Here is a 20,793-nt window from a genome sequence, read left to right on the forward strand (position 1 = left end):
TCTTCTCTTCGTGCCATACGAAGAAGTTAACACGCACGACAAAAAGTTAACAGACCCTATTTATGAAATGAGTTCTACTTAAACAGAAAGCTCTACATGAAGACGTCCCGCTTTACCGACAGCCAGATCATCGCCATCCTCAAAGCGACCTCGTTGCTGGTCATGCTGCACTGGCTGGGCATAAGGCCGTCGTACTCGCGTCCACGCGTGAGCGATGACAACGCCTTTGCCGAAGCCCTGTTTCGGACGGCAAAGTACCGCCCTGAATTCCCGCCGAACGGATTTGCCGACTTGGTCGCGGCACGTGCCTGGGTGGCAGATTTTGTCCACTGGTACAACGCCGAGCACCGGCACAGCGGCATCCGCTATGTGAGCCCGGCACAGCGCCATGCCGGCCAGAACAAAGCCATCCTGGAGGCCCGCCACGCCGTTTATCAGGCTGCACAGGCACGCCATCCCGCACGCTGGGCGCGCAATACCGGCTACTGGACGCCATGCACTGCCGTTACCCTCAACCCCGAGCGCGATCACGTCGTGTCTAGCGCTGCCAAGGAGATGCATACTCAGAAAATTGCTACATGATTCAGGCGACAACTACCTTGACATTCACCGCTCCCGCCACCAAGCCATCGCCTGCCCGCCAGCGCTGGAACGTGCGCGCGCTAAGACCGACGATTGCGCATGCCTGTGCCGGGCCAGCTCCCGCCTGCCGAGCTTGCTCGATATCGTGGGTCAGGCCTGGCGACCTTCGAGTCCGATCATTCGTACCTCTGCACCACCAGCGCGTGATTTTCACAACCACCTGCCCCACACGGCATCAACCTAACCTGGGCATCTCATCCCGAAATGGAGCCGATAGTGAAGTGGCTAGCATCGCGTTAATCTATTTTTTGTTTTCAAAGAGCTCCACACCTCTCGGCGCTTGTTCCCTTCTGATACGTTTGACGGGGCTGACAAAGCGAATATTCAATGTTCCTATAGCACTCATTAGTATTGTTGATAATCATCGTCAATGGTTTAAATCCGGGATTGGGATTGACTTCGTTGAGACCCCTCGTGACATATCGTTCTACGCTCACGCTATTCATGGAGACGATATACTTGTTATACCAGACGCAAAGTTGGACGCTAGGTTTTCTGATAACCCACTAGTTGTCGGCTCTCCAAATATTCGTTTCTACGCCGGATACCCGATCAAGGCCATTAATCGTCAAAAGTTAGGTACTCTTTACATTATTGATCGAATGCCGCGAAATTTTAGCAATGAAGATACTCTGGCGTTGAGAGACTTAGCCGCTGACCGGCCTGAAACAACTGGTCCAGACTTAAAGTTAGTCTAAGCGGCAAGCCGCAGTGGTGCTGGGGTTGTTGCCGGCAGTTTAGCCTGCGGTGCCAGTGGCCGCTAATTCAGTGAGCTATGCGGCCGAACGGTATTGTACTGATGACGCCATCGCTCGATGATGACCTGAGCTTCTCGAAGGGTGTAAAAGATTTCTCCGTTGAGCAGTTCATCGCGGAATTTACCGTTGAAGGACTCGCAGTATCCGTTCTCCCAGGGGCTTCCTGGCTCGATATACAGCGTCTTTGAACCGACCGATGCAAGCCAGCGCCGAAGGTTCTTGGCGACCATTTCCGGACCATTGTCAGAGCGTAGATAGGCCGGAACACGGTAGGTCACCATGGCCTCAGCCAGGATATCGATGACGTCATTACTGCGAATTTTCCTGGCCACGTGCAGCGCGAGAGAGCGGCGGGTGAACTCATCGATGAGCACCAGGATTTTCAGAACACGTCCATCATGCGTTCTCTCCATGACGAAGTCCCAGCTCCAGACGTGATTTGCATATTCCGGCCGCATTCTGATGCAACTGCCGTTAGCCAGCCACAGCCTTCCTCTCTTTGGCTGTTTCACTGGCACCTTCAAGCCTTCTAGTTTCCAGATGCGCTCCACCCGAGAGCGACTCAGCTCCCAGCCTTGAGCTTCTAGCATGGCGTGGATGCGCCGATAGCCGTAACGGCCATACTGGCTGGCCAGTTCGATGATGGCTCCAGTCAGTGGCGCCTCATCGGAACGTGGGTGGGCAGCATAACGAACCGAAGAACGGGATAGATGGAGCGCCCGGCAGATACGCCGTTCAGCGTGGCCCAAGCTCATTCTGACATGGGCCACAGCCTGGCGGCGACGTGCTGGGCTCAGAAGTTTCCCCGGCTGACCTCGCGCAGTATCTGGTTATCGATGACAGCATCCGAAAGCGCTCGACGCAAGGGGGCGTTCTCTTGCTCCAGTTCCTTCAGTCGCTTGGCCTGGTCAATCTTCAGGCCGCCATATTCCTTGCGCCAACGGAAGTAGGTTTGTTCAGTCACGCCGAGTTGGCGGCTGATTTCGGCCACCGTCTTGCCTTGCGCAGACATGACTTCTGCTTCGCGCAGTTTGTGGATGATGTCTTCGGATGTGAATCGCTTCTTTGGCATGGTCTGACTCTTCTTTTCAATAGCATATGAAATTTCAAGTCGGACCAGTTTTTTCAGGTCAGGTCACCGCGATTGTGGAGCGCGAATTAGCTATTACACAAATAGCGCTCTTAGATGAGCTTACAGGAATTTTAAACAGGCGAGGTTTTATGCTTCAGATGCCAGCCCAGTAATTCCCGCGTGTGGCAATCAATCACCAGGGCCAGCACGGCCCAACCATCACGCCCCGTCCAGATCCGGCACAAATCGGTGGCCCAGCGCTGGTCTGGTCCTGTGGCTACTGACGGCAAGGTGTTCACTATTGTGCGACCGAACAAGGTGGGGGGGGAGCGTCGCAAGATTTCACTTTTATTTTTGCAAAAAAATCTCCTGGATGGCGGTAACTGTTAACCGCGCATGCTCCCTAAGTAAGGCTTCTGCGCGGGTTCCTTCCCGAGAAAAAACTGCCTCTAAAATAGCATGATGTTGGATCTGACACATTTGTGCTAATCGATGTCGCCAATCCAAAGATAGGTTCCGGTTAAAGAACGCTGATGTCTCAGAAAACGGTAGCATCTGCACACGACCAGCCTCGCGCTTGACGACTTCACTCTCTGTCACGTTGACGAGTAGTTTGTGGAGCTGTTCGTTTAACTGAGCAAAGCGCTTTAACGTATCGTCAGAGATTTCTTCCAAAAGCAAGTTGTCAATGTCTCTCACTGCGCTCTCGAGTTGAAGACGCCCCGTCGAGGAAATCCCCCTTTCTGCGGCAAGTCGAGCGGCCCATCCTTGAATAGTTCCTCGTAAATCCACAGTGTCGGAGATGTCCGATGAGCTGAATTGTCGCGTTAAATATCCGCCGCTGGGAGCGGAATCTATTAGCCCTTCCTCATATATTACCGCCAACGCCGCTCTAATCGGCGTGCGTGAAATTTGTAGCTTACTGGCGAGCCATGGCTCCGAGATTTTCCGCCCAGGAGGGAGTTGGCCTGTCAATAGCAATTCGCGAATATCGAAAATTGCTTTTGTAGTCAATGGCTGTCGTCTCAATCGACGATGAGCATTGTTATTCATGAAATAAAGGTCGCAAATGACATTAATCACCGAAGGGTACTTCATTCTCAAGCTAGGTATAGCCTTTCGTGATATTGTGTACATATAATTAAATTTATTAATTTTAATAAATATGCAACTTATATTATTGTTTATTTAATTTTTTCGTTAATTCTCTTTAAATATTTTTATTGTGTTATATTTGATATTTATTCGGGTCTTTTAGATGAAAAAAAATTACGCCGCCTGATAGCTGAAAAAAATATTTCATCATGTTGTGATACTTATTGTGTACAAAAATCTGCGACAGTACAGTATCGAGGGGACCTTGGAGTATCTACAAAAGATTGAATCGCTAGGCATAAGTCGATCGAAAGAGCGGGTGGCGGGCTAGATATGGAGTCACTTGCCAAGAATGGGTAAGCAGAGCCCTTAACGCTTGTCGTTTGGTCAATCTGTAGATTGAAATACTTATGCTTGGTTACTGAAGTCGTGGCAAATACTGTCTTGTAAAGAAAATACGAAATGACTGAGCGTAATCTTCATATGGGGTTAGTACTGATCGTTGAAGATGACGAAGCCGTGAGAGAAATTTTCGTAACATGGATTCGCTCGGTTGGTTACGAGGTCATCGAGGCAACGAATGGTGTGCACGCCTTAGAGGTCTTACACCATAACCAAGTGGGAATGATCGTGACTGATTTGCGTATGCCGTTAATGGATGGCGTAGAACTCGTGAAAAGGTTAAAAGAAAGGGATGAGTGGAAAGCAATTCCTGTCGTCGCCGTCACTGCTACGCCTAGTACCGGAGAAATGTACCGGTACTTTTCTGGCGTCCTGATTAAGCCTTGTTCTTTTTGTGATCTCATCACCGTAGTGCAGGGTTATATGACTAGGGATCCTGACCTGAGACGAATTTTGTAGCCACCAGATAAGTGAGTTCTACATTACTGAGCAGACCTTTTACCGCTGGAGAAACAAGTTTGGCGGTATGGATGTCTCGGATGCCCGGCGGCTCAGAGAGCTTGAATCCGAGAATGACAAACTCAAACGCATGGTGGCGGAGCAGCTGCTCGTGATTGATGGATTGAAGGAGTTAAGCCGAAAAAATGATGACCTCCGCGGGTCGGCGCGAAGCGCTGGAAGTCCTTACTCGTCGGGGGCTGTCGCAACGCAAGGCATGTCGTTATCTGGAACTGAGCCGGCGGGTAGCGGGTTATCAGTTACTACAACCTGAAAAGGATCGGAGCCTGAAGCAGCAGCTCATCGCGGCATCGCAGGAGGTCCCTCGATTCGGCTATCGGCGTATGTCTGCCTGGCTGGCCTTGGGCGAGTCCCGAGTGCGACGGCTCTGGCGCGCGCTAAAACTGGGTATTCCACGAAAGCGGCCTCGCAGGTGTCGATGCGGCAACCACATTCGGTACCTGGAGCAACCAAGCCAAATTCGGTCTGGAGCTACGACTTTGTTCATGACCAGATGGTGGATGGACGCTCATTGAAGATGCTGTGCGTGATCGATGAATACACCCGGGAATGCCTGGCTATCGAAGTTGCTGCCAGTTTGCGCTCCCAGGATGTCATCCTGACGCTCTCGCGATTGATGCGGTTACATGGAAAGCCGGCCTACGTAAGGTCGGACAACGGCGCCGAGTTCACAGCGGCCAAGGTCATGCGCTGGCTGCGGGATGCCTCCGTTGGTCCCGCCTTCATTGCGCCAGGCAGTCCGTGGCAGAACGGATTCGTGGAAAGCTTCAATGGCAAGCTGCGTGACGAACTGCTTAACCGGGAGTGGTTCCGCAGCCGGGCAGAAGCGAAAGTGCTGATTAAAAGATGGCGTCAGTTCTACAACGAGCGCAGACCGCATAGCGCACATAACTACCAACCTCCAGCTACAGTCCGTCGAGCCTGGCTGGAATCGAATATGATCGACAACCGACTCACTGCCTGACTGGCTACAAATTACCGACGCAGGTCAATGGCCCCTTGTAAACAGTGATCTATAGAAAGTCAGTTAGTGAATGGGGGAGGAGACTGTGAGAAGTGAAAAAAAACCCCTTGAGCCTAAGGACATGGAGGCTAAAAGGTTAGGGCTACTGAGAGAGATGCAACTTTTGGACTCTCCGCCCTCTCCGGAATTGGATCGAATCATACGAATTGCCTTGCGAGTATTCGAGGCCCCTATTGCGTTAGTGTCATTAATTGATTGCGATCGCCAATGGTTTAAGTCGCGAATAGGTTTAGACGTAGCGGAAACGCCGAGAGATATTTCGTTCTGTACTCATGCCGTCGAAGCTGACGAGATGCTTATTGTTCAAAACGCAGATTCTGACGAACGATTCTTTCAGAATCCCCTCGTCACAGGTGCCCCCTATATAAAGTTCTATGCCGGTCAGCCACTTAGATCCATCGATGGGATTCCTCTTGGAACGCTTTGTGTAATGGATAGAAATCCGCGTGATTTCAAAGACGATGATAAGAAGGCTCTCGAAGATCTTGCAATTCTTGCGGAGCATTTCCTACATAACATTGAATCCCAAATAAGATTGCAACGAGTTCGTAAGGCGCACCAGCGGACTGAGGAGATGTACTCTCTTATTGTTGAAAAGGCATCCGTTGGGCTAGCGGTAATTTCTTCCGATGGTATATGGTTGGAGATGAACTCGAGGCTTTCAGAAATGTTGGCTTCTCCGCCGGAGAGCTTGATAGGCGAGTATGTTGCACCTTTTATCGACTCACGGGATGAGTTTGCGAAGGAATTATTCTTCGACAGATTATTTGGTGAAATACCTTCCTCGCCTATCGAAACGCGAATGATTAGGTTAGATGGGATATCTGTATGGGTGCAAATATCTCTTACGCGCTTTGATTCGAGCGGTGAAGGTGACGGAAGCGTTGTAATGGCGGTTACCGATATAGATGACAGAAAGCGCAATGAAATTGAATTAGAAACTTTGCAAAGAGATTTAGAAAGGCGTGTGGCAGAGCGCACTATTCAATTAGAGGACGCAATTTCTTCCCTTGAATTTGAAGCGTCTCAACGTAGAAACGCTGAACTCCTTACCATTTCTGAAAAGGAGCGTTTCCGAGCCACGTTAGAGAACGCGACAGACGCCTTTATCGAAGTAAATTCGTTTGGTCTAATTCGAATGTGGAATAGATCTGCAGAAAGAATATTCGGATGGAAGGAGGAAGAGGTCTTAGGCAGGGAACTGGCTAGCTTTATTATTCCTCCATCCTTGAGGCATGTTCATTTTGAAGCTTTTTCTGCATCTTTTTCGACGAAACAATGGCGCTTCCAAGGCAAGCGTATTGAAGTTCAAGCCCAACGTCGATCTGGTCAAATTTTTCCGGTAGAGATGACGTTGGGTGTGACCCAACTCGATGGTGAGTACCTTGTTAACGTATTTCTTCAAGACATCACTAAGAGAAAAGAGGACGAAAAGAGAATTCGTACAGCCGCAAGGCGTATTAAAACCATCACAGATAATCTGCCGGCGCTAATAGCTTACTTAGACGAAAAAGAAATTTATCAATTTCATAATCGGCAGCATGAAGTTCTTTTTGGAAAGAGCGCCGACTATTTTATATCTCGCCATTTAAAAGAAGTATTTGGACCAGGTTTTTATAGGATGGCAGAATCATCGGTAAGAAATGTACTCGCCGGAGCCTACCAGAGTATCGAAATTGAGTTAGATCTTTCAAGAGGCCCGCGATGGTTTGTCGTTGATTTAGTGCCTGATTACTCCTTCGAGGACGAGCTAGTCGATAAGAATACGGTAATAGGTTTTTACATGCTGGCTACTGATTCTACGGATAGAAAGCAGAGAGAGCAGCGCCTTAGTCATATAGCATCTCATGATTTTTTAACCGGGCTTCCCAATCGTCGCTCCTTTAATGAAAAACTAAAGCAAGTTCTAGCCATAACAGATCAGAATTCACTCGAATTTGCAATCGTCTTTATTGATTTGGATGATTTCAAGAAAGTAAATGATAACTACGGTCACGAGTTCGGGGATGAGCTTTTGCGTGAGTTCGCGCGCTGCGCGAAAGAGGCATTTCGTTCAAGCGATTTTATTGCTCGTCTGGCCGGAGATGAGTTTGTCGCCGTTATCGAAAATATCGCGAAAAATCGTCAGGAAGTCGATCGTATCGTTGCTCGTCTGCGTAGCAAATTGAAATGCGAAGTCCGACTGCCAAGTGGACTTTCCGAGATTTCTGCCAGTATTGGAATCGCAATATCTACAGGAAATGTAAGCTCTAGTGACATCTTACAAGCTGCTGACGCTGCAATGTACAGAGCTAAGCAGTTAGGTAAGAATCAAACAGTATATGCCGACTAAAATTTTAAAGATACGATTTAAGAACCTGCACGTACGCATTATGGTGGTAGTTTTTTTAGCCGCCTTGCCGCTTCTTTTTGGTGCCGCTTACTATGTCTATCGACAGGTAGATGTTGTTCGTGAGCGCGCAAAGATAGAGGCTCTTCAATATATGAGTCTCGCCGCTCAATATGCTAGATCAGAGATCTTAGGAGCAGGGGAAGCTTTGGCAGCGATCTCCTTGACTCCGTTAGTCCGAGAGCGCAATTGGCAGTTGTGCGATGCATACTTACAAAGGCTTATTTCGGAGCGCTACAACCGCTACTCAAACATCGGAGTCATAGATTTGCAAGGCAATCTTCTCTGTAGTGGCGTAAAACCTGAGGGCGCTTCTAATAGTAATTTAGCAGACCGAAATTATTTTAAGCTTGCATTAAGTAGGTCTGGTTTAGTTGTTGGTGAATACCAAACAGGACGGCTCACCAAGCTACCATCAATTGCAATTGCCAAGGCTCTCCAGGATAAAGACGGTAAGCTATATGGCGTCCTATTTGCATCGCTACGTTTAACGTCGCTAGCGAGAGATGATGCGGTTCCGATGGATCGTGACTCCCATATCGCAATCCTCGATCGTAATGGTGCATTGTTGGTTGCGTCTGATACATCTATCGGTAAAGTAGGAGAGAAATTAAATATTGATGGTTTACGGAGCGCTAGCGAATTTCCGTCTGCGGGAATTTTTTTAAACAAAGTAGGTGACGAGCACAATTCCCTTGGATTAATGGCTGCTGGACCTAAAAACGACCCAGATGCAATTATTGTTTACTACGCATCTTCAGGAATTGGTGTGTTTTCTGATTTGCGCCACGAATTATGGATCGGGATTTTTTTCGCGTTAGCTTTTGTTGTTCTAGCAGTAACTGCAGGATGGACAGGTACTAACTTACTGATTGGGAAAAATATTCGGCGTATTGTCGCTGCCGCCGTAAGACTTCGTGATCGAGACTTTAAAACTCCGATTGCAAATGAAGTTTCAGGAAGCGAGTTTAAGCTTATCGCCGTTCAGTTCGATGAAATGGCAAGGGAAATTGACGCCCGGGAGCAAGATTGGAAACAGTCAATTAATCGGCAGACTTATCAGGTAGAGCTACTAAGAAAAGTCGCTCAGAATGCTCCTATAGAAGACCTTCTTTGGGATATCTGCAAGTTTGCTGAAGAGCAACTACCCGGCGCTGTAGCGTCGATTATTTTGTGTGCTGAGGGACGCGTCTCTAGTGTTGTTTCTTGCTCTCTTCCTGAGTCCTTTACAAAGAAGCTGATGGGACTGGAGGTTTACAGCGGCGCTGGATCATGTGGAACTGCGATCACAGAGGGGCGAATGGTCGTGTCTGACGATATCGCTAACGATCCAGACTGGGTAGATTTTGTTGAGTTGGCGCGAACGCATAAGCTTGCTGCCTGCCGATCTTATCCAATTTTTTCTAAGGGAAGTAGAGCGCTCGGATCTTTGGCGCTGTATTTCTCAGACACGAAGCGTACTATCGATGATGAAATATCGGTTAGTCGGATTGCCGCTGAAATCGCTGCAGTAGCAATTGAACGAAGTATTACTGCTGATGCCCTCGCCCAATCTGAATTCGAATATCGCGCGTTGTTCGAGACTAATCCTTATCCGATGTGGGTGTTAGAAGATTGCACTGGAAGATTTCTTGCAGTTAATGATAGTGCCATTCGACACTATGGATATAGTCGCGATATGTTCTTAAATATGACTGTACGGGAGTTGCGAGTCTTAGGTACCCCATCAAATATAAACACCCCTTCGTACGATCAATGTGGCGGCAGATCTAATTCTGTCGGAGTAGCGTTGCATAGGAACAAGAAGGGAGAAACTCTACAAGTTGAGTTAGCTTATTTTCCTTTGCTGTTTCAGAATCGGAATGCCACGTTGAATTTGATTTCCGACGTTACTTATCGAAGCTCTCTGAATAATACAATTCAAGAGCAGAAAAAACTGTTTTCTCTGCTAATGGATTCAACCGTTGAAGCTATTTATGGCGTGGACAGCGCAGGACGTTGTACATTTGCAAATAAAGCTTTTGAAAAATTGCTGGGGTATTCCGCGAAAGAAATTGATGGACTAGTCATTCATGACCTGATTCATTCTTCGCGGGCACTGGGTAATGCACATAGTAAAGATACTTGCAAAATTCAGGATAGTTTGAAAAATGGAGTCTATGCTCATGTCGATGATGAGGACTTTTGGCGTTCTGACGGGACCGCCATTGGTGTCGAATATTGGGTTTATCCAATACTTCAAGGTGGTATCCCTGGGGGCGGAATTATTACATTCATCGATGTAAGTGATCGTCGTATGAGGCAGAACGAGTTAATTAAGCGCGCTACCTTCGATGATTTAACGGGATTGCTGAATCGAGGTAGCTTTGTAGCTGCGCTAAGTGTGAGTATTAGTGGATCTGACTCGGATGCGCGGCGTCCCGTTGTCGCTGTTATGGATCTAGACGGATTTAAAGAAATCAATGATTCTTTGGGGCACGCTACAGGGGATAAAGTGCTACGCGAGTTCGGTCAGCGACTTTCGGCCTCATTTGGTAACAGCTCGGTTTTTCCGGATGTCGATATTGGTCGCTTAGGCGGTGATGAGTTTGCTATCGTCTTTAGAGATACTTCGGCCGTTTCAATTCATTCGATGACTCAGATCGTCGTAGATGCGTTAAAAAAGCCATTTAGTATTTCCGGGATTGATCTGGAATTGGGATGCAGTATTGGTATGGCATGTTACCCCGGGGCCGGCGGAGATGTGGAAACGCTCCTGCGGAGTGCGGATTCAGCTATGTATCAAGCCAAACGCGAGCGAAACGGAGTTGTTTTTACTGACCAGATCAATAGAGGTAGCTCAAGACGATTTCTTTTAAGTGAACTACGTCGGGCTTTGCATGAAAAGGAACTGATGCTTCACTTTCAACCAATTGTTCCGCTTCATGAGAAGTCATTTGTGGGATTTGAAGCTCTTATTCGCTGGCAACATCCGAAGTTAGGAGTTGTTGGTCCAGACGAGTTTATGCCGATGATAGAAATCAGCGACCTAATTCATCCTCTTACGGATTGGGTGATTTCCTCTGCCGTTTCAAGCTTCAAGAGCATTCTTCATGCGTATCCTGATGCCTTTGTCTCCGTCAATGTTTCAATGAGAAATCTTTTAGATCAAAAATTTATCTTACGACTTCAAGAGATTCTTTCATTTCATAATTTTCCTTCTCGTAATTTAAAACTGGAAGTTACAGAGAGCGCAGTGATGACTGATCCAACTAGGACGCTTGGGGTACTTCGTGAAATCCATAATTTAGGGATCAGAATCGCTGTGGACGATTTTGGTACGGGATATTCATCGCTGTCTTATTTGCAGCAGCTACCAGTTGACGATCTTAAGGTTGATAGATCGTTTGTTATTGGCCTAGTAGAGAGCCAAGCTTCTAAAATAATTGTTTTAGCAATAATATCGCTAGCGCATAACTTGGGTCTTAAGGTAATTGCGGAAGGTATTGAATCTTCTGACATCACTCAGATACTAAAAAATGCCGATTGTGACTATGCGCAGGGTTACTTTTTTAGTCGGCCGATACCTTTCGACGAGGTTTCAGACTGGATTAGCGATTACATAAAAAGCAGACCAAGCATCTTACAAATTTGATGATGTTAGTGGGGATCGGCGTTTGAGGGAAATTCGATTTTTAAAACGGGCGGCCATTCTTATCGAGACAATCTCGCGGTCACAGGTGCTGAAATCGCTCCAACACCTGACCGCTTTCGGTGGTCCAGCAGGCTCCGACTTCGATGATTTCCATTTCATCCGGGGCAATGCTGCCGTCATCTGAACATGTCGCTTCCAGGTCGATTACGAGAATTCTTGCCACTTGTTCCCCTTGATATTGGGTACGGTCCGGCGTGAGAGACAATTTCGCATGCGAAATTCGTTGCCCTTTAGTAACTAAAAGGGAGTCGCAGCGGTGGTAACTTGAGCCGGCTCAATTTTGAGCTACCCTGTTGATTTGCATTGAAAACTGACCCACTTTTCCAGGAAATTTGCATCCTAAGTTGACCCATGTTTAGACCACAATCCTGCTCATGACAGCGAGCGGGAGAACGGAGTGATAGACGTGGCCCTACTTGGAATTATTCGACGCTGGTACATCAGAGACCGCATCTCAATTCGGGAAATCGCCCGCAGGCTCGACATTTCCCGCAACACAGTTCGTCGCTACATTCGTGCCGATGTAAGCGAGCCCTCTTATCCAGCAAGGCATTCGCCAAGCTCGCTTGATCCCTTCGCCCCCAGACTTTCCGCTTGGTTAAGCGCGGAGGCGGTCAAATCTCGCAAGCAAAGAAGGACCCTGAAACAGATGTTCCTGGACTTAAGAGAGCTGGGATATGAAGGGTCGTATGACCGCGTAGCAGCCTTCAGCAGGCAATGGAAGGTGGGTCAAATAGAAAGGGTCAAATCCGCGAGCAAATCAACAGCGGATTGCCATCCCCTGGCAGGTCAAGTGTCCTTATCGTATTAAGCCCCGTCATGCTCGACTCGCCATCCATGCTGCACACAGTATTAACTTGTTCGCGCTGGAGACCTGGGCAAAGCGGCGAGAAGCAGGTGGCAAAGTAAGTGAGCAACATGCCGCAGGATTGCGGCACTTTTACTTCATATGCGACGGGGATTGGCAAATTCGCTTCAGATAATAGGGTACTTTTACTTCAACGAACGAGCGTAAAACCGTTTTTTCGGTTCGTGAATTATTCGTGAATTATTTTACATAATACAAATTATGCGAATTAACGATAACAACCCCGGCACACCCATGCAGACGTTGGCCGTACCCCTCATCACCCCTCATCACGCAAGCTCAAAGCGCAAACTCCCCCTGCCGCACTTCAGCCGGAGTGCTCCGGCCTACCGACGACTTCCGGCTCAATTGCCCATTCTCCAACGACAGGAGCACATCGGCCTGGTCGAAGTAGCGGTCGTCATGCGAGATCACCAGCACCGCCTTTCCGCGTGCCTTGAGTTCCGGCAGAATTTCACGATAAAAAACGTCCTTGAACAACGGATCCTGATCCGCGGCCCATTCGTCAAAGACCATGAAGGGCCGGTCCTCCAGTGCCGCCACTACCAGTGCCAGGCGCTTGCGCTGGCCCTGTGACAGAGCGCGCGTGGTGAACGCCCCCGCCTTGACCTGCACCACATGCTGCAACTGCAAGCGTTCCAGGAGACGGTTGGCCTCGGCATCCAGGTCCGGCCGCCCTCCCTCCAGCAACTGATCAAAAAGGTGGAAGTCCGAGAATACCGTCGAGAACAACTGCCGGTAAGCATCGCGGTTGGTATCGCCGACTGCCACGCCATTCCAGACAATCTCCCCATCCTGCGGCACATACAATCCCACCAGCAGCTTGGCCAGCGTGGTCTTGCCACTGCCGTTGCCCCCCACCAGAAAGCACAGTTCCCCGGGACGGAAGGCAAGCTCGATCGGCCCCAACATGAAGATCCCGTCGCTGCGCTCATGATAGTAGCGGTGCGTGACGCCGCGCAGGACCAGGCTTTCCAGCTGGCTGCGCTGGCCGGTCGGCGCAAGCACCTCACTGCTGGGCATTTCCTGCGTGACTGCATCAATACGGGCCGCCGCCACACGGGCCAGATTGGCGCGCGGGATGTTCATCAACAGCACCTCCAGCGGTGTGACAATGTAGACGAACACCAGCGCAAAACCGCTCACCACGGCACGCTGCCCGGGGGCGTCGCTGACCAGGGCAAACAGGACCACCCCGATGAAGGCGAAGATCAGGAAATTGCCCCAGCCCGCAGAGGCACTGAAGGTACACATCCCACGCGTGCGAAGGCGCCGCACATTCTCGATGGCGACCTGCAACAGGTCGCGCTCGAAACGCTCGCGCTTGTCGCGATGCAGGCGCAGCTCCTTGGCGCCATGGGTCATGCTCTGGAAATGACCGAACATCACATCTTGCTCGCGTGCAGCCTGCTCCAGGTAACGGATGGCCTTCAGATGCGCCAGATGGTAGCCCACCGACCCCAGCGCCAATACCGCCAACGCGCCAAGAAACACCTGCCAGGACAACAGCACCATGTAGATCAGGCAGCCGATCACCACCACCGAGTTGGTCAGGATGGCCGGCATGCCGACAAAGAATTCGGCAACCTTGGCACTGTGCTCAGTCAGGGCGGACTGGATGCGCGGGGCGCCGATTTTTTCGATATGTCGGTAATCGGCGCCAATGACCCGCGCAGAAATGTAGCGGCGCAAATCGGCCTGGGCACGCTGGTTCAGCCGCTCGAAGGACATGTTGGAAAGCAGGTGAAATACCATCAGCAACAATACCGTCGCGGCAAATTGCCAGGCGGCCTGGGGACGGCTGGCCGCCTGGCCGGCGATGGCAGCGTTGATCTGGACCACGGTCAGCACGCTGCAGATGCCACGCAGCACACTGGCGGAAGACGCTAACAGAAGCAGGCGCCAGGATTGGCGTATCAGAAAGTTGAGCATGCGGTAACGAGGTTGGGATGACGAGCGAAAAGCAGTGACAAGAAAATCGCGAATGAAAACTTCATATTGACCTGACGATCCAGCTGCCCCGCCATTTACCCCTGCTGACCTGTCGGGATGCCGCCCCCAACGGCCCATTTCCCCGCTGCAAAAGGCATTGCAGCCCGTTTATCGCCCTCGCCTAAATAAAAATACTTCTCATTCGTCTAGGTAAAGGTGAAGGTTTTTTGCGATCCGGACAGCAAGGACTTGGCTTTTTGTCATTTTTCTTCAGTTTCCATCGCTGCTGCCTTGCCCCTCTTGCTTACTCGGAGTCCTTGTTGATGACCTTGCCCCCCTCCTCTGCCGTCACGCCTGTCTGCATCAACGGCTTGTCGCTCCTGGTGTTGCGCCAGGCGCAGCAGCTCGCCGTGACCGATCCTGATGGTCAGGTGCGGTCGCGCTGGTCCTGGCAGCGCAGTACCAGCGGCCAGGACTGGGCCATTGCCCAGGAAGGCGGTAGCGACTCCTGCACCGATCTGCTGGCCATCCTGCAGACGATCTTTGTGCACGTGCCCGAAGCGGGCAAGGTCGTTGTCGAGCTGCCCCAGTCTCAGGCCGCGGCCATGTGCCGCGCCGGTCTGCTGGTACGCCAGGGCAGCCGGCGTGTGGCCCTGGCCGAACTGGTCTGGCAACACGCCGCCGGATGGTTGCCGCAAGAGCGGCCGCCCTTCCCCGTGCAGCAGGTGATGAGCGAGGGCAAGCGCCACCCCTTGCGGGCGCCCAAACCGGAGGGAGAAGTCTACCGTCGCTACCTGCCCTGGCTGGGACAGACACTGTCACTGCGCAGTCTGCGTCTGGAAGAGGATCTGCCCCTCTTCAATCGCTGGATGAATGATCCGGTGGTGGTGCAGTTCTGGGATGAGGCCGGCGACCTGGCGCGCCATCGCCACTATCTCGATACCATCGCCGCCGATCCGCACATGACCTCGCTCATTGCCAGCTTCGATGACCAACCCTTTGCCTATTTCGAAGTCTACTGGGCCAAGGAAAACCGCATCGCGCCCTTCTACGACTGTGGCGACTTCGACCGCGGCTGGCATGTGCTGGTGGGCGAGGAAGCCTTCCGTGGCAAGCAGTTCGCGGTGGCCTGGCTGACCTCGATCTCGCATTACCTCTTCCTCGACGATTGTCGTACCCAGACCGTAGTGGGCGAGCCACGCGCGGATCACGACAAACAGATCCGCAATCTCGACAAGAGCGGCTACGCCAAGCTCAAGGAATTCAATTTCCCGCACAAGCGCGCCATGCTGGTGATGCTCTCGCGTGAACGCTATTTCGGACAGGGCCTGTGGCAACCCCAGACTCCGCTGGCGCCGCTGGACCCGCCGTTTTTCCCCTGCTCCCCCTGAAAGGAGACCCGTCTTGAAGATCCATGACCTCATCGGCGTCGGCTTCGGCCCGTCCAACCTCGCGCTGGCCATCGCCCTGCAGGAGAACCAGGCACAGGCGGCGCCGATCGATGCCCTGTTCCTGGAAAAGCAGCCGCACTTCGCCTGGCACGGCGACATGATGCTCGATGGCACCCACATGCAGATTTCCTTCCTCAAGGATCTGGCCACGCTGCGCAATCCGGCCAGCCCCTACACCTTCATCAACTACCTGCACCAGAAGCAGCGACTATCGGACTTCATCAATCTCAAGACCTTTTACCCCAGCCGGCTGGAGTTCAACGATTACCTGGCCTGGGCCGCAGGACATTTCGATCATCAATGTCACTACGGTGAAGAAGTCATCGCCGTGCTGCCCGAGATCAGGGGCAGCGAGGTCAGCATGCTGCGGGTAGTCTCGCGCGATGCCCACCACCGCACCCATGAGCGCCTCACGTGCAACCTGGTGATGGCGCTGGGTGGCACGCCCAATATCCCGGATTGCCTGGCGCACCTGCGCGAGGAACCGCGGGTATTCCATTCCAGCAGCTTCCGCAGCGCCTTCGCACGGCTGCCGCCCCCGCGCCGCGTGGCTGTCATCGGTGCCGGCCAGAGCGCCACCGAGATCTTCCTGGAACTGCAGGGCCATCCGCACCTGTCAGTGGATCTGGTCACGCGCGCGCGCACCATCAAGCCCTCCGACGACAGTCCCTTCGTCAACGAGATCTTCAATCCCGACTATACCGACTACGTCTACAACACTCCCAACGACAGTCGCGCGGCGCTGCTGGAGGAATTCATGCAGACCAATTACGCCGCACCCGACATGGCCTTGATCGAGCGCCTCTACGACGTGCTGTATCAGCAGAAAGTACGGGGCCAACAGCGCCATCGTTTCCTGCGCCGCCACGACACCGTCGAGGCCTGGAGCGACGATGCCGGCGTGCACCTGGCCCTGAAGGATCTGGAAAGCGGCGAGGTCAATACCGAAACCTACGATGCGGTGATCCTGGGCACCGGCTACCAGCGCCAGCAGCATCACGCCCTGCTGGGGGAGCTGCAAGCTTATCTGCCGGGCATGCGCGTCGATCGCCACTACCGCCTGGACAGTACGCCCAACTTCCGCCCGGCGATCTTCCTGCAAGGTAGTTGCGAAGACTCGCATGGCCTGTCCGACACGCTGCTGTCGATCACGGCGGTTCGCACCGACGAAATCCGCGTGGCCCTGGCGCACACGCTGCACCAGGGCCATGCAGCACCCTCGGCACTGCAAGCATCAGGGGATGTCCAGCGCCACGGCGCCTTGCAGGCCTGACCCGGGGCGCGCCAGCCGCCGCCCGCGCCGCCCCATGTTCAATTCACGTCAACAACATCTACAACAACAGCAATCGAGGAACCCGTTTTACCATGACCACACGAAACTCCCGGCATCACCCTTCCCCGCTGCGCCAGCGCCTGCTGGTCAGCTCCCTTCAGTGCGCCCTGCTGGGCATGTCGGCCTGCGCCAACAGCATGGCCCAGACCACCAGCACGGATGACAAACTGCCCCAGGTCACCGTCACCGCTGCGGGAGAAGAAGAGAAAGCCACCGGTCCGGTGCATGGTTTCGTGGCCAAGCGCAGCGCGACTGCCACCAAGACCGATACTCCCATCACCGAGACGCCGACCTCGATCTCGGTGGTGACCGCGGACCAGATCGCCACCCAGCAGGCCCGCACCGTCTCCGAGGCGCTGAGCTACACCAGTGGCGTGCAGGTCTCCACCGGTGCCTTCGCCATCGTCGATACCGGCTCGCTGCTGCGCGGCTTCGCCCTCAACAACGGCGGCTCCTTCTATCGCGACGGCATGCTCACTTCCTCCAACGCCAGCTACAGCCGCTATGCACCCGAGCCCTATGGCCTGGAGCGCATCGAACTGCTGCACGGCCCGGCCTCGGTGCTGTTCGGACAAAATTCCCCGGGCGGGCTGATCAACGTGGTCTCCAAGAAGCCCACCACCACACCGCTGCACGAACTGCAGGTGCAGGTCGGCAGCTTCGACCGCAAGCAGATCGCCGGCGACTTCGGCGGTTCGCTTGATGATGCGGGGGTCTGGTCCTATCGCCTCACCGGCCTGGCCCGTGAAGCCCGGACCCAGGTCGACAATACCGTCGACAACCGCCTGTTCCTGGCCCCGGCCATCACCTGGCGCCCCGACGACCGCACGGAATGGACCGGCCGCGTCGAACTGCAACACAGTGAAGGTCTGTCCAACAACCTGTTGCCGGCCGTCGGCACGGTCAGCTACAACCCCAATGGTCGCCTCCCCACCAGCACCGCACTGGGCCGTTCGGCCGACAACAACGAGAAATACGACAACGCGTCGATCAGTTCGCAGTTCTCGCACCAGTTCAACGATGTCTGGACCTTCCGTCAGAACCTGCGCTATACCAAGTACGACGGCACCCGCAACAACCTGCGCTTCGCCGCCTACTATCCGACCACGCAGTTCGCCACTGCGGCTCTGCAACGCTGGCGCCTGAAGACCAATTCGGACACCCTCACCACAGACAACCAGCTGCAGGCCGACTTCGGAACCGGCATGATCAAGCACAAGGTCCTCATGGGCCTGGACTACCATCGCACCACCGGGACCGTGACCGGCTACCTCAGCCCCAACACCCTGGCCGGCTATGTGCTCTCCAACATCTACACCGGCAGCTATGCCAACCTGCCGGCGGTGGCAGACAACTACAACACCAAGACCGAAGACGAACAGGTCGGCCTGTACCTGCAGGACCAGCTCAAGATCGGCCAGCGCTGGATCGTCTCGGCGGGCATCCGGCACGACAACTCCGACCAGACCGTCAGCAACTACATCTCCAGAACCCAGACCAAACGCAGCGACAAGGCCAATACCCGCAACCTGGGCACGGTATATGAGCTTGACGGCGGCTGGTCGCCCTATGCCAGCTATTCGGAATCCTTCACCCCGACCACGGGCACCAGCTTCGGCGGCGCCATGCTCACGCCGGAGACCGCCAAGCAGTATGAAGCCGGTGTCAAGTACGCCCCGGTCAATACCAATGCCTTGTTCACGCTGGCCGTCTTCGACCTGCGTCGCCAGAACATCTCCACCGCCGACCTGGCCCACGCCGGTTACTACCTGCAGACCGGTGAGGCCCGCTCGCGCGGCGTCGAACTGGAAGGCAAGATGTCGCTGGCCGATGGCCTGAATCTGACTTCCAGCTACAGCTACACCAACACCAAGGTCACCAGCAATACTTCCAGCAGCTCGACCACCAGCACCCTGGGCAAGGCCCTGCCGGGCGCCTCCAAGCACAATGCCGGCGTGCTGCTGGACTACGGCTTCCAGCGTGGTGCCCTGGCCGGCGCGCACGTCTCGGCGGGCGTGCGCTACATCGGCCGCGCCTATGGCAATGCGCTCAACACCTTCGAGACCCCCTCGGTCACGCTGCTGGACTTCGGTGCCCGCTTCGACCTGGGCCGCATTTCCAGCGACTGGCGCAACTTCGAGCTGGCGCTCAAGGTGAACAACGTCACCGACCGTGTCTATGCCTTCTGCTCGGAACTGTGTGAATACGGTGCCCGCCGCACCGGCCTGGTACAGGTGACCACACGATGGTAAAACCCGCCCCGCTACCCTCCGGGCGAACCTGGAGGCCGTGGGTGCCGACACGCCAGACCTTCGTCCTGCTGCATCGCTGGACCGGTCTGGCGATCGCGTTTTTCCTGGTGGTGGCCAGCCTGACCGGCATCCTGCTGGCCTTCGAGGATGAGCTGGAGGTCTGGCTCGCGCCCGAGCTGCAACTGGCCCAGCCCGCACCGGGCCAGGCGGCCACGTCCATGCTGGACCCGTACACCCTGCGTGAGCGCGTCCAGCAGCAGTTGGGCGAGCACGTCCAGATCAACCAGCTGATACTGCATCCGCAGCCCGGTCGCACGGTCTCCTTCATGGCCGACCCCGCCACGGATCCGGCGACCGGTCGCCCGTACCGATTGGCCTACAACGAAATCCTGGTCAATCCCTACACCGGCAAGGTGCAAGGGGTGCGCGACCGCGACAAGATCAGCCTGCGCCCACAGAACCTGATGCCGCTGGTCTTCAACATCCACCACTCCCTGGCCTTGCCGCGCGTTGCCGGTGCCTTGCTGATGGGGCTGGTCTCGACCTTCTGGACCATCGACTGCTTCGTCGGCGTCTATCTCACCTGGCCGCGCGGACGTCCCTTCTGGTCCAAGTGGAAACCGGCGTGGATGGTCAAGTGGCAGGCCGGTTTCTACCGCGTCAACCTCGACCTGCACCGGGCCTTCGGCCTGTGGTGCTGGCTGATGTTGCTGCTGTTCGCCTGGTCCAGCGTGATGTTCAACCTGCGTGACCAGATCTACATGCCGGTGATGACACGCATCCTGCCTTTCGACAACAGCTGGCGCGCCCAGCCACCACTGCGCGAACCGATGAGCGCACCGCCGATGAGCTGGCCGCAGGCGCATACGATGGCGCGCGAGGCGATGCAGCGCTTCGCCGCTCAACGGGGCATCCGCACCGACTTCGAGGAAAGACTCAGCTTCGATCGTCGCCGCGGCCTTTATGCCTACATGGTCCACAGTACTGCCGACCTGCGCAGCAACGTCGGCAACACCGGCATCCTCATCGATGCCCGCACCGGGCAGTTGCGCGGTCACTGGCTGCCTGCGGGCGACCGCAGCGGCAATACCTTCAGCAACTGGATAGGCGCGCTGCACATGGGGCAAGTGTTCGGGCTGCCATGGCGCATCTTCATTTCCTTCATGGGGCTGGTCATCACCCTGCTCTCGGTGACCGGTATCGTGGTGTGGTGGAAGAAGCGCAAGGGCCGCAAGCTCAGCAAGGACAAGCTGCGCCAGGCCTGAAACCTGCGCCGCCACGACCACTGCCGTTGCCATGGCAGTGGCCCCTGAAGCGCTCTCCCGGATGATTCCGGGAGAGCGTTTTCACAACGGCGCCCTG

General features: G+C 53.8%; 13 protein-coding genes and 2 pseudogenes. 11 read left to right on the top strand and 4 right to left on the bottom strand.

Annotation, left to right across the window (positions count from 1 at the left end; genetic code table 11):
- Window positions 1-138: 138 nt before the first annotated feature.
- Window positions 139-582: pseudogene (locus HWE01_RS21380) on the top strand (integrase core domain-containing protein); the annotation flags it as partial.
- Entirely contained in the window at window positions 579-1,340 is a 762-nt protein-coding gene (locus HWE01_RS21385; RefSeq protein ID WP_241822819.1) for a GAF domain-containing protein, read from the top strand. The pseudogene HWE01_RS21380 and the gene HWE01_RS21385, both read left to right, overlap by 4 nt.
- A 62-nt stretch (window positions 1,341-1,402) precedes the next feature.
- Here the strand turns inward: HWE01_RS21385 and HWE01_RS21390 are convergent.
- Together HWE01_RS21390 and HWE01_RS21395 are read right to left on the bottom strand one after the other, a co-directional pair.
- A protein-coding gene (locus tag HWE01_RS21390; RefSeq protein WP_241822820.1) for an IS3 family transposase occupies window positions 1,403-2,472 on the bottom strand; the annotation gives its coding sequence in 2 pieces (ribosomal slippage) (window positions 1,403-2,208 and window positions 2,208-2,472; 1,071 coding nt in all).
- A gap of 348 nt (window positions 2,473-2,820) precedes the next feature.
- Entirely contained in the window at window positions 2,821-3,570 is a 750-nt protein-coding gene (locus HWE01_RS21395) for a GntR family transcriptional regulator (protein ID WP_241822821.1), read from the bottom strand.
- A 459-nt stretch (window positions 3,571-4,029) separates the two neighbouring features.
- On the opposite strand from HWE01_RS21395, the gene HWE01_RS21400 reads away from it, so the two are divergent.
- The 4 genes and pseudogenes from HWE01_RS21400 to HWE01_RS21415 all read left to right on the top strand — a co-directional run bounded on the left by HWE01_RS21400 (window position 4,030) and on the right by HWE01_RS21415 (window position 11,535).
- Complete coding sequence (locus tag HWE01_RS21400; protein ID WP_241822822.1) at window positions 4,030-4,428, top strand: response regulator; 399 nt, start codon at window positions 4,030-4,032, stop codon at window positions 4,426-4,428.
- A 22-nt stretch (window positions 4,429-4,450) separates the two neighbouring features.
- Window positions 4,451-5,452: pseudogene (locus HWE01_RS21405) on the top strand (IS3 family transposase); the annotation flags it as partial.
- Between the two features lie 154 nt (window positions 5,453-5,606).
- Window positions 5,607-7,844: a sensor domain-containing diguanylate cyclase gene (locus HWE01_RS21410; protein ID WP_241822823.1), complete on the top strand. Its 2,238-nt coding sequence runs from the start codon at window positions 5,607-5,609 to the stop codon at window positions 7,842-7,844.
- Window positions 7,834-11,535, top strand: coding sequence for an EAL domain-containing protein (locus tag HWE01_RS21415; RefSeq protein ID WP_241822824.1), 3,702 nt, complete (start codon window positions 7,834-7,836; stop codon window positions 11,533-11,535). The genes HWE01_RS21410 and HWE01_RS21415 overlap by 11 nt, the downstream gene beginning before the upstream one ends.
- A gap of 79 nt (window positions 11,536-11,614) precedes the next feature.
- Here the strand turns inward: HWE01_RS21415 and HWE01_RS21420 are convergent, their stop codons facing one another.
- Window positions 11,615-11,758, bottom strand: coding sequence for a 3'-5' exonuclease family protein (locus HWE01_RS21420; RefSeq protein WP_241822825.1), 144 nt, complete (start codon window positions 11,756-11,758; stop codon window positions 11,615-11,617).
- 243 nt (window positions 11,759-12,001) lie between these two features.
- Here HWE01_RS21420 and HWE01_RS21425 point away from each other — a divergent pair, with 243 nt between their 5' ends.
- Window positions 12,002-12,406 carry a winged helix-turn-helix transcriptional regulator gene (locus HWE01_RS21425; protein WP_502798463.1) on the top strand — a complete coding sequence of 135 codons (405 nt, stop codon included), beginning with the start codon at window positions 12,002-12,004 and terminating at the stop codon, window positions 12,404-12,406.
- A gap of 336 nt (window positions 12,407-12,742) precedes the next feature.
- Here the strand turns inward: HWE01_RS21425 and HWE01_RS21430 are convergent, their stop codons facing one another.
- Window positions 12,743-14,395 (bottom strand): cyclic peptide export ABC transporter, encoded by a 1,653-nt coding sequence (locus HWE01_RS21430; RefSeq protein WP_241822826.1) that lies wholly within the window; start codon window positions 14,393-14,395, stop codon window positions 12,743-12,745.
- Between the two features lie 323 nt (window positions 14,396-14,718).
- On the opposite strand from HWE01_RS21430, the gene HWE01_RS21435 reads away from it, so the two are divergent.
- The 4 genes from HWE01_RS21435 to HWE01_RS21450 all read left to right on the top strand — a co-directional run bounded on the left by HWE01_RS21435 (window position 14,719) and on the right by HWE01_RS21450 (window position 20,696).
- A complete protein-coding gene (locus tag HWE01_RS21435; protein ID WP_241822827.1) occupies window positions 14,719-15,786 on the top strand; it encodes a GNAT family N-acetyltransferase in 1,068 nt (355 codons plus the stop codon).
- Between the two features lie 13 nt (window positions 15,787-15,799).
- Window positions 15,800-17,119 (top strand): lysine N(6)-hydroxylase/L-ornithine N(5)-oxygenase family protein, encoded by a 1,320-nt coding sequence (locus HWE01_RS21440; protein WP_241822828.1) that lies wholly within the window; start codon window positions 15,800-15,802, stop codon window positions 17,117-17,119.
- A 92-nt stretch (window positions 17,120-17,211) separates the two neighbouring features.
- On the top strand, window positions 17,212-19,431 hold the full coding sequence (locus HWE01_RS21445) for a TonB-dependent siderophore receptor (RefSeq protein ID WP_008329041.1): 2,220 nt from the start codon (window positions 17,212-17,214) through the stop codon (window positions 19,429-19,431).
- Window positions 19,425-20,696, top strand: coding sequence for a PepSY-associated TM helix domain-containing protein (locus HWE01_RS21450; protein ID WP_081486051.1), 1,272 nt, complete (start codon window positions 19,425-19,427; stop codon window positions 20,694-20,696). Before HWE01_RS21445 ends, HWE01_RS21450 begins: the two co-directional genes overlap by 7 nt.
- Window positions 20,697-20,793 lie beyond the last annotated feature (97 nt).

The organism is Herbaspirillum sp. C7C8 (genome assembly GCF_022627875.1).
Taxonomy (GTDB): Bacteria; Pseudomonadota; Gammaproteobacteria; order Burkholderiales; family Burkholderiaceae_D; genus Herbaspirillum.

Bases quoted from the DNA above. Each gene is read 5' to 3' on its own strand.
- HWE01_RS21385 (WP_241822819.1), top strand. From the start codon at position 579: ATGATTCAGGCGACAACTACCTTGACATTCACCGCTCCCGCCACCAAG.
- HWE01_RS21395 (WP_241822821.1), bottom strand. From the start codon at position 3,570: ATGAAGTACCCTTCGGTGATTAATGTCATTTGCGACCTTTATTTCATG.
- HWE01_RS21400 (WP_241822822.1), top strand. From the start codon at position 4,030: ATGACTGAGCGTAATCTTCATATGGGGTTAGTACTGATCGTTGAAGAT.
- HWE01_RS21410 (WP_241822823.1), top strand. From the start codon at position 5,607: ATGCAACTTTTGGACTCTCCGCCCTCTCCGGAATTGGATCGAATCATA.
- HWE01_RS21415 (WP_241822824.1), top strand. From the start codon at position 7,834: ATGCCGACTAAAATTTTAAAGATACGATTTAAGAACCTGCACGTACGC.
- HWE01_RS21430 (WP_241822826.1), bottom strand. From the start codon at position 14,395: ATGCTCAACTTTCTGATACGCCAATCCTGGCGCCTGCTTCTGTTAGCG.
- HWE01_RS21435 (WP_241822827.1), top strand. From the start codon at position 14,719: ATGACCTTGCCCCCCTCCTCTGCCGTCACGCCTGTCTGCATCAACGGC.
- HWE01_RS21445 (WP_008329041.1), top strand. From the start codon at position 17,212: ATGACCACACGAAACTCCCGGCATCACCCTTCCCCGCTGCGCCAGCGC.
- HWE01_RS21450 (WP_081486051.1), top strand. From the start codon at position 19,425: ATGGTAAAACCCGCCCCGCTACCCTCCGGGCGAACCTGGAGGCCGTGG.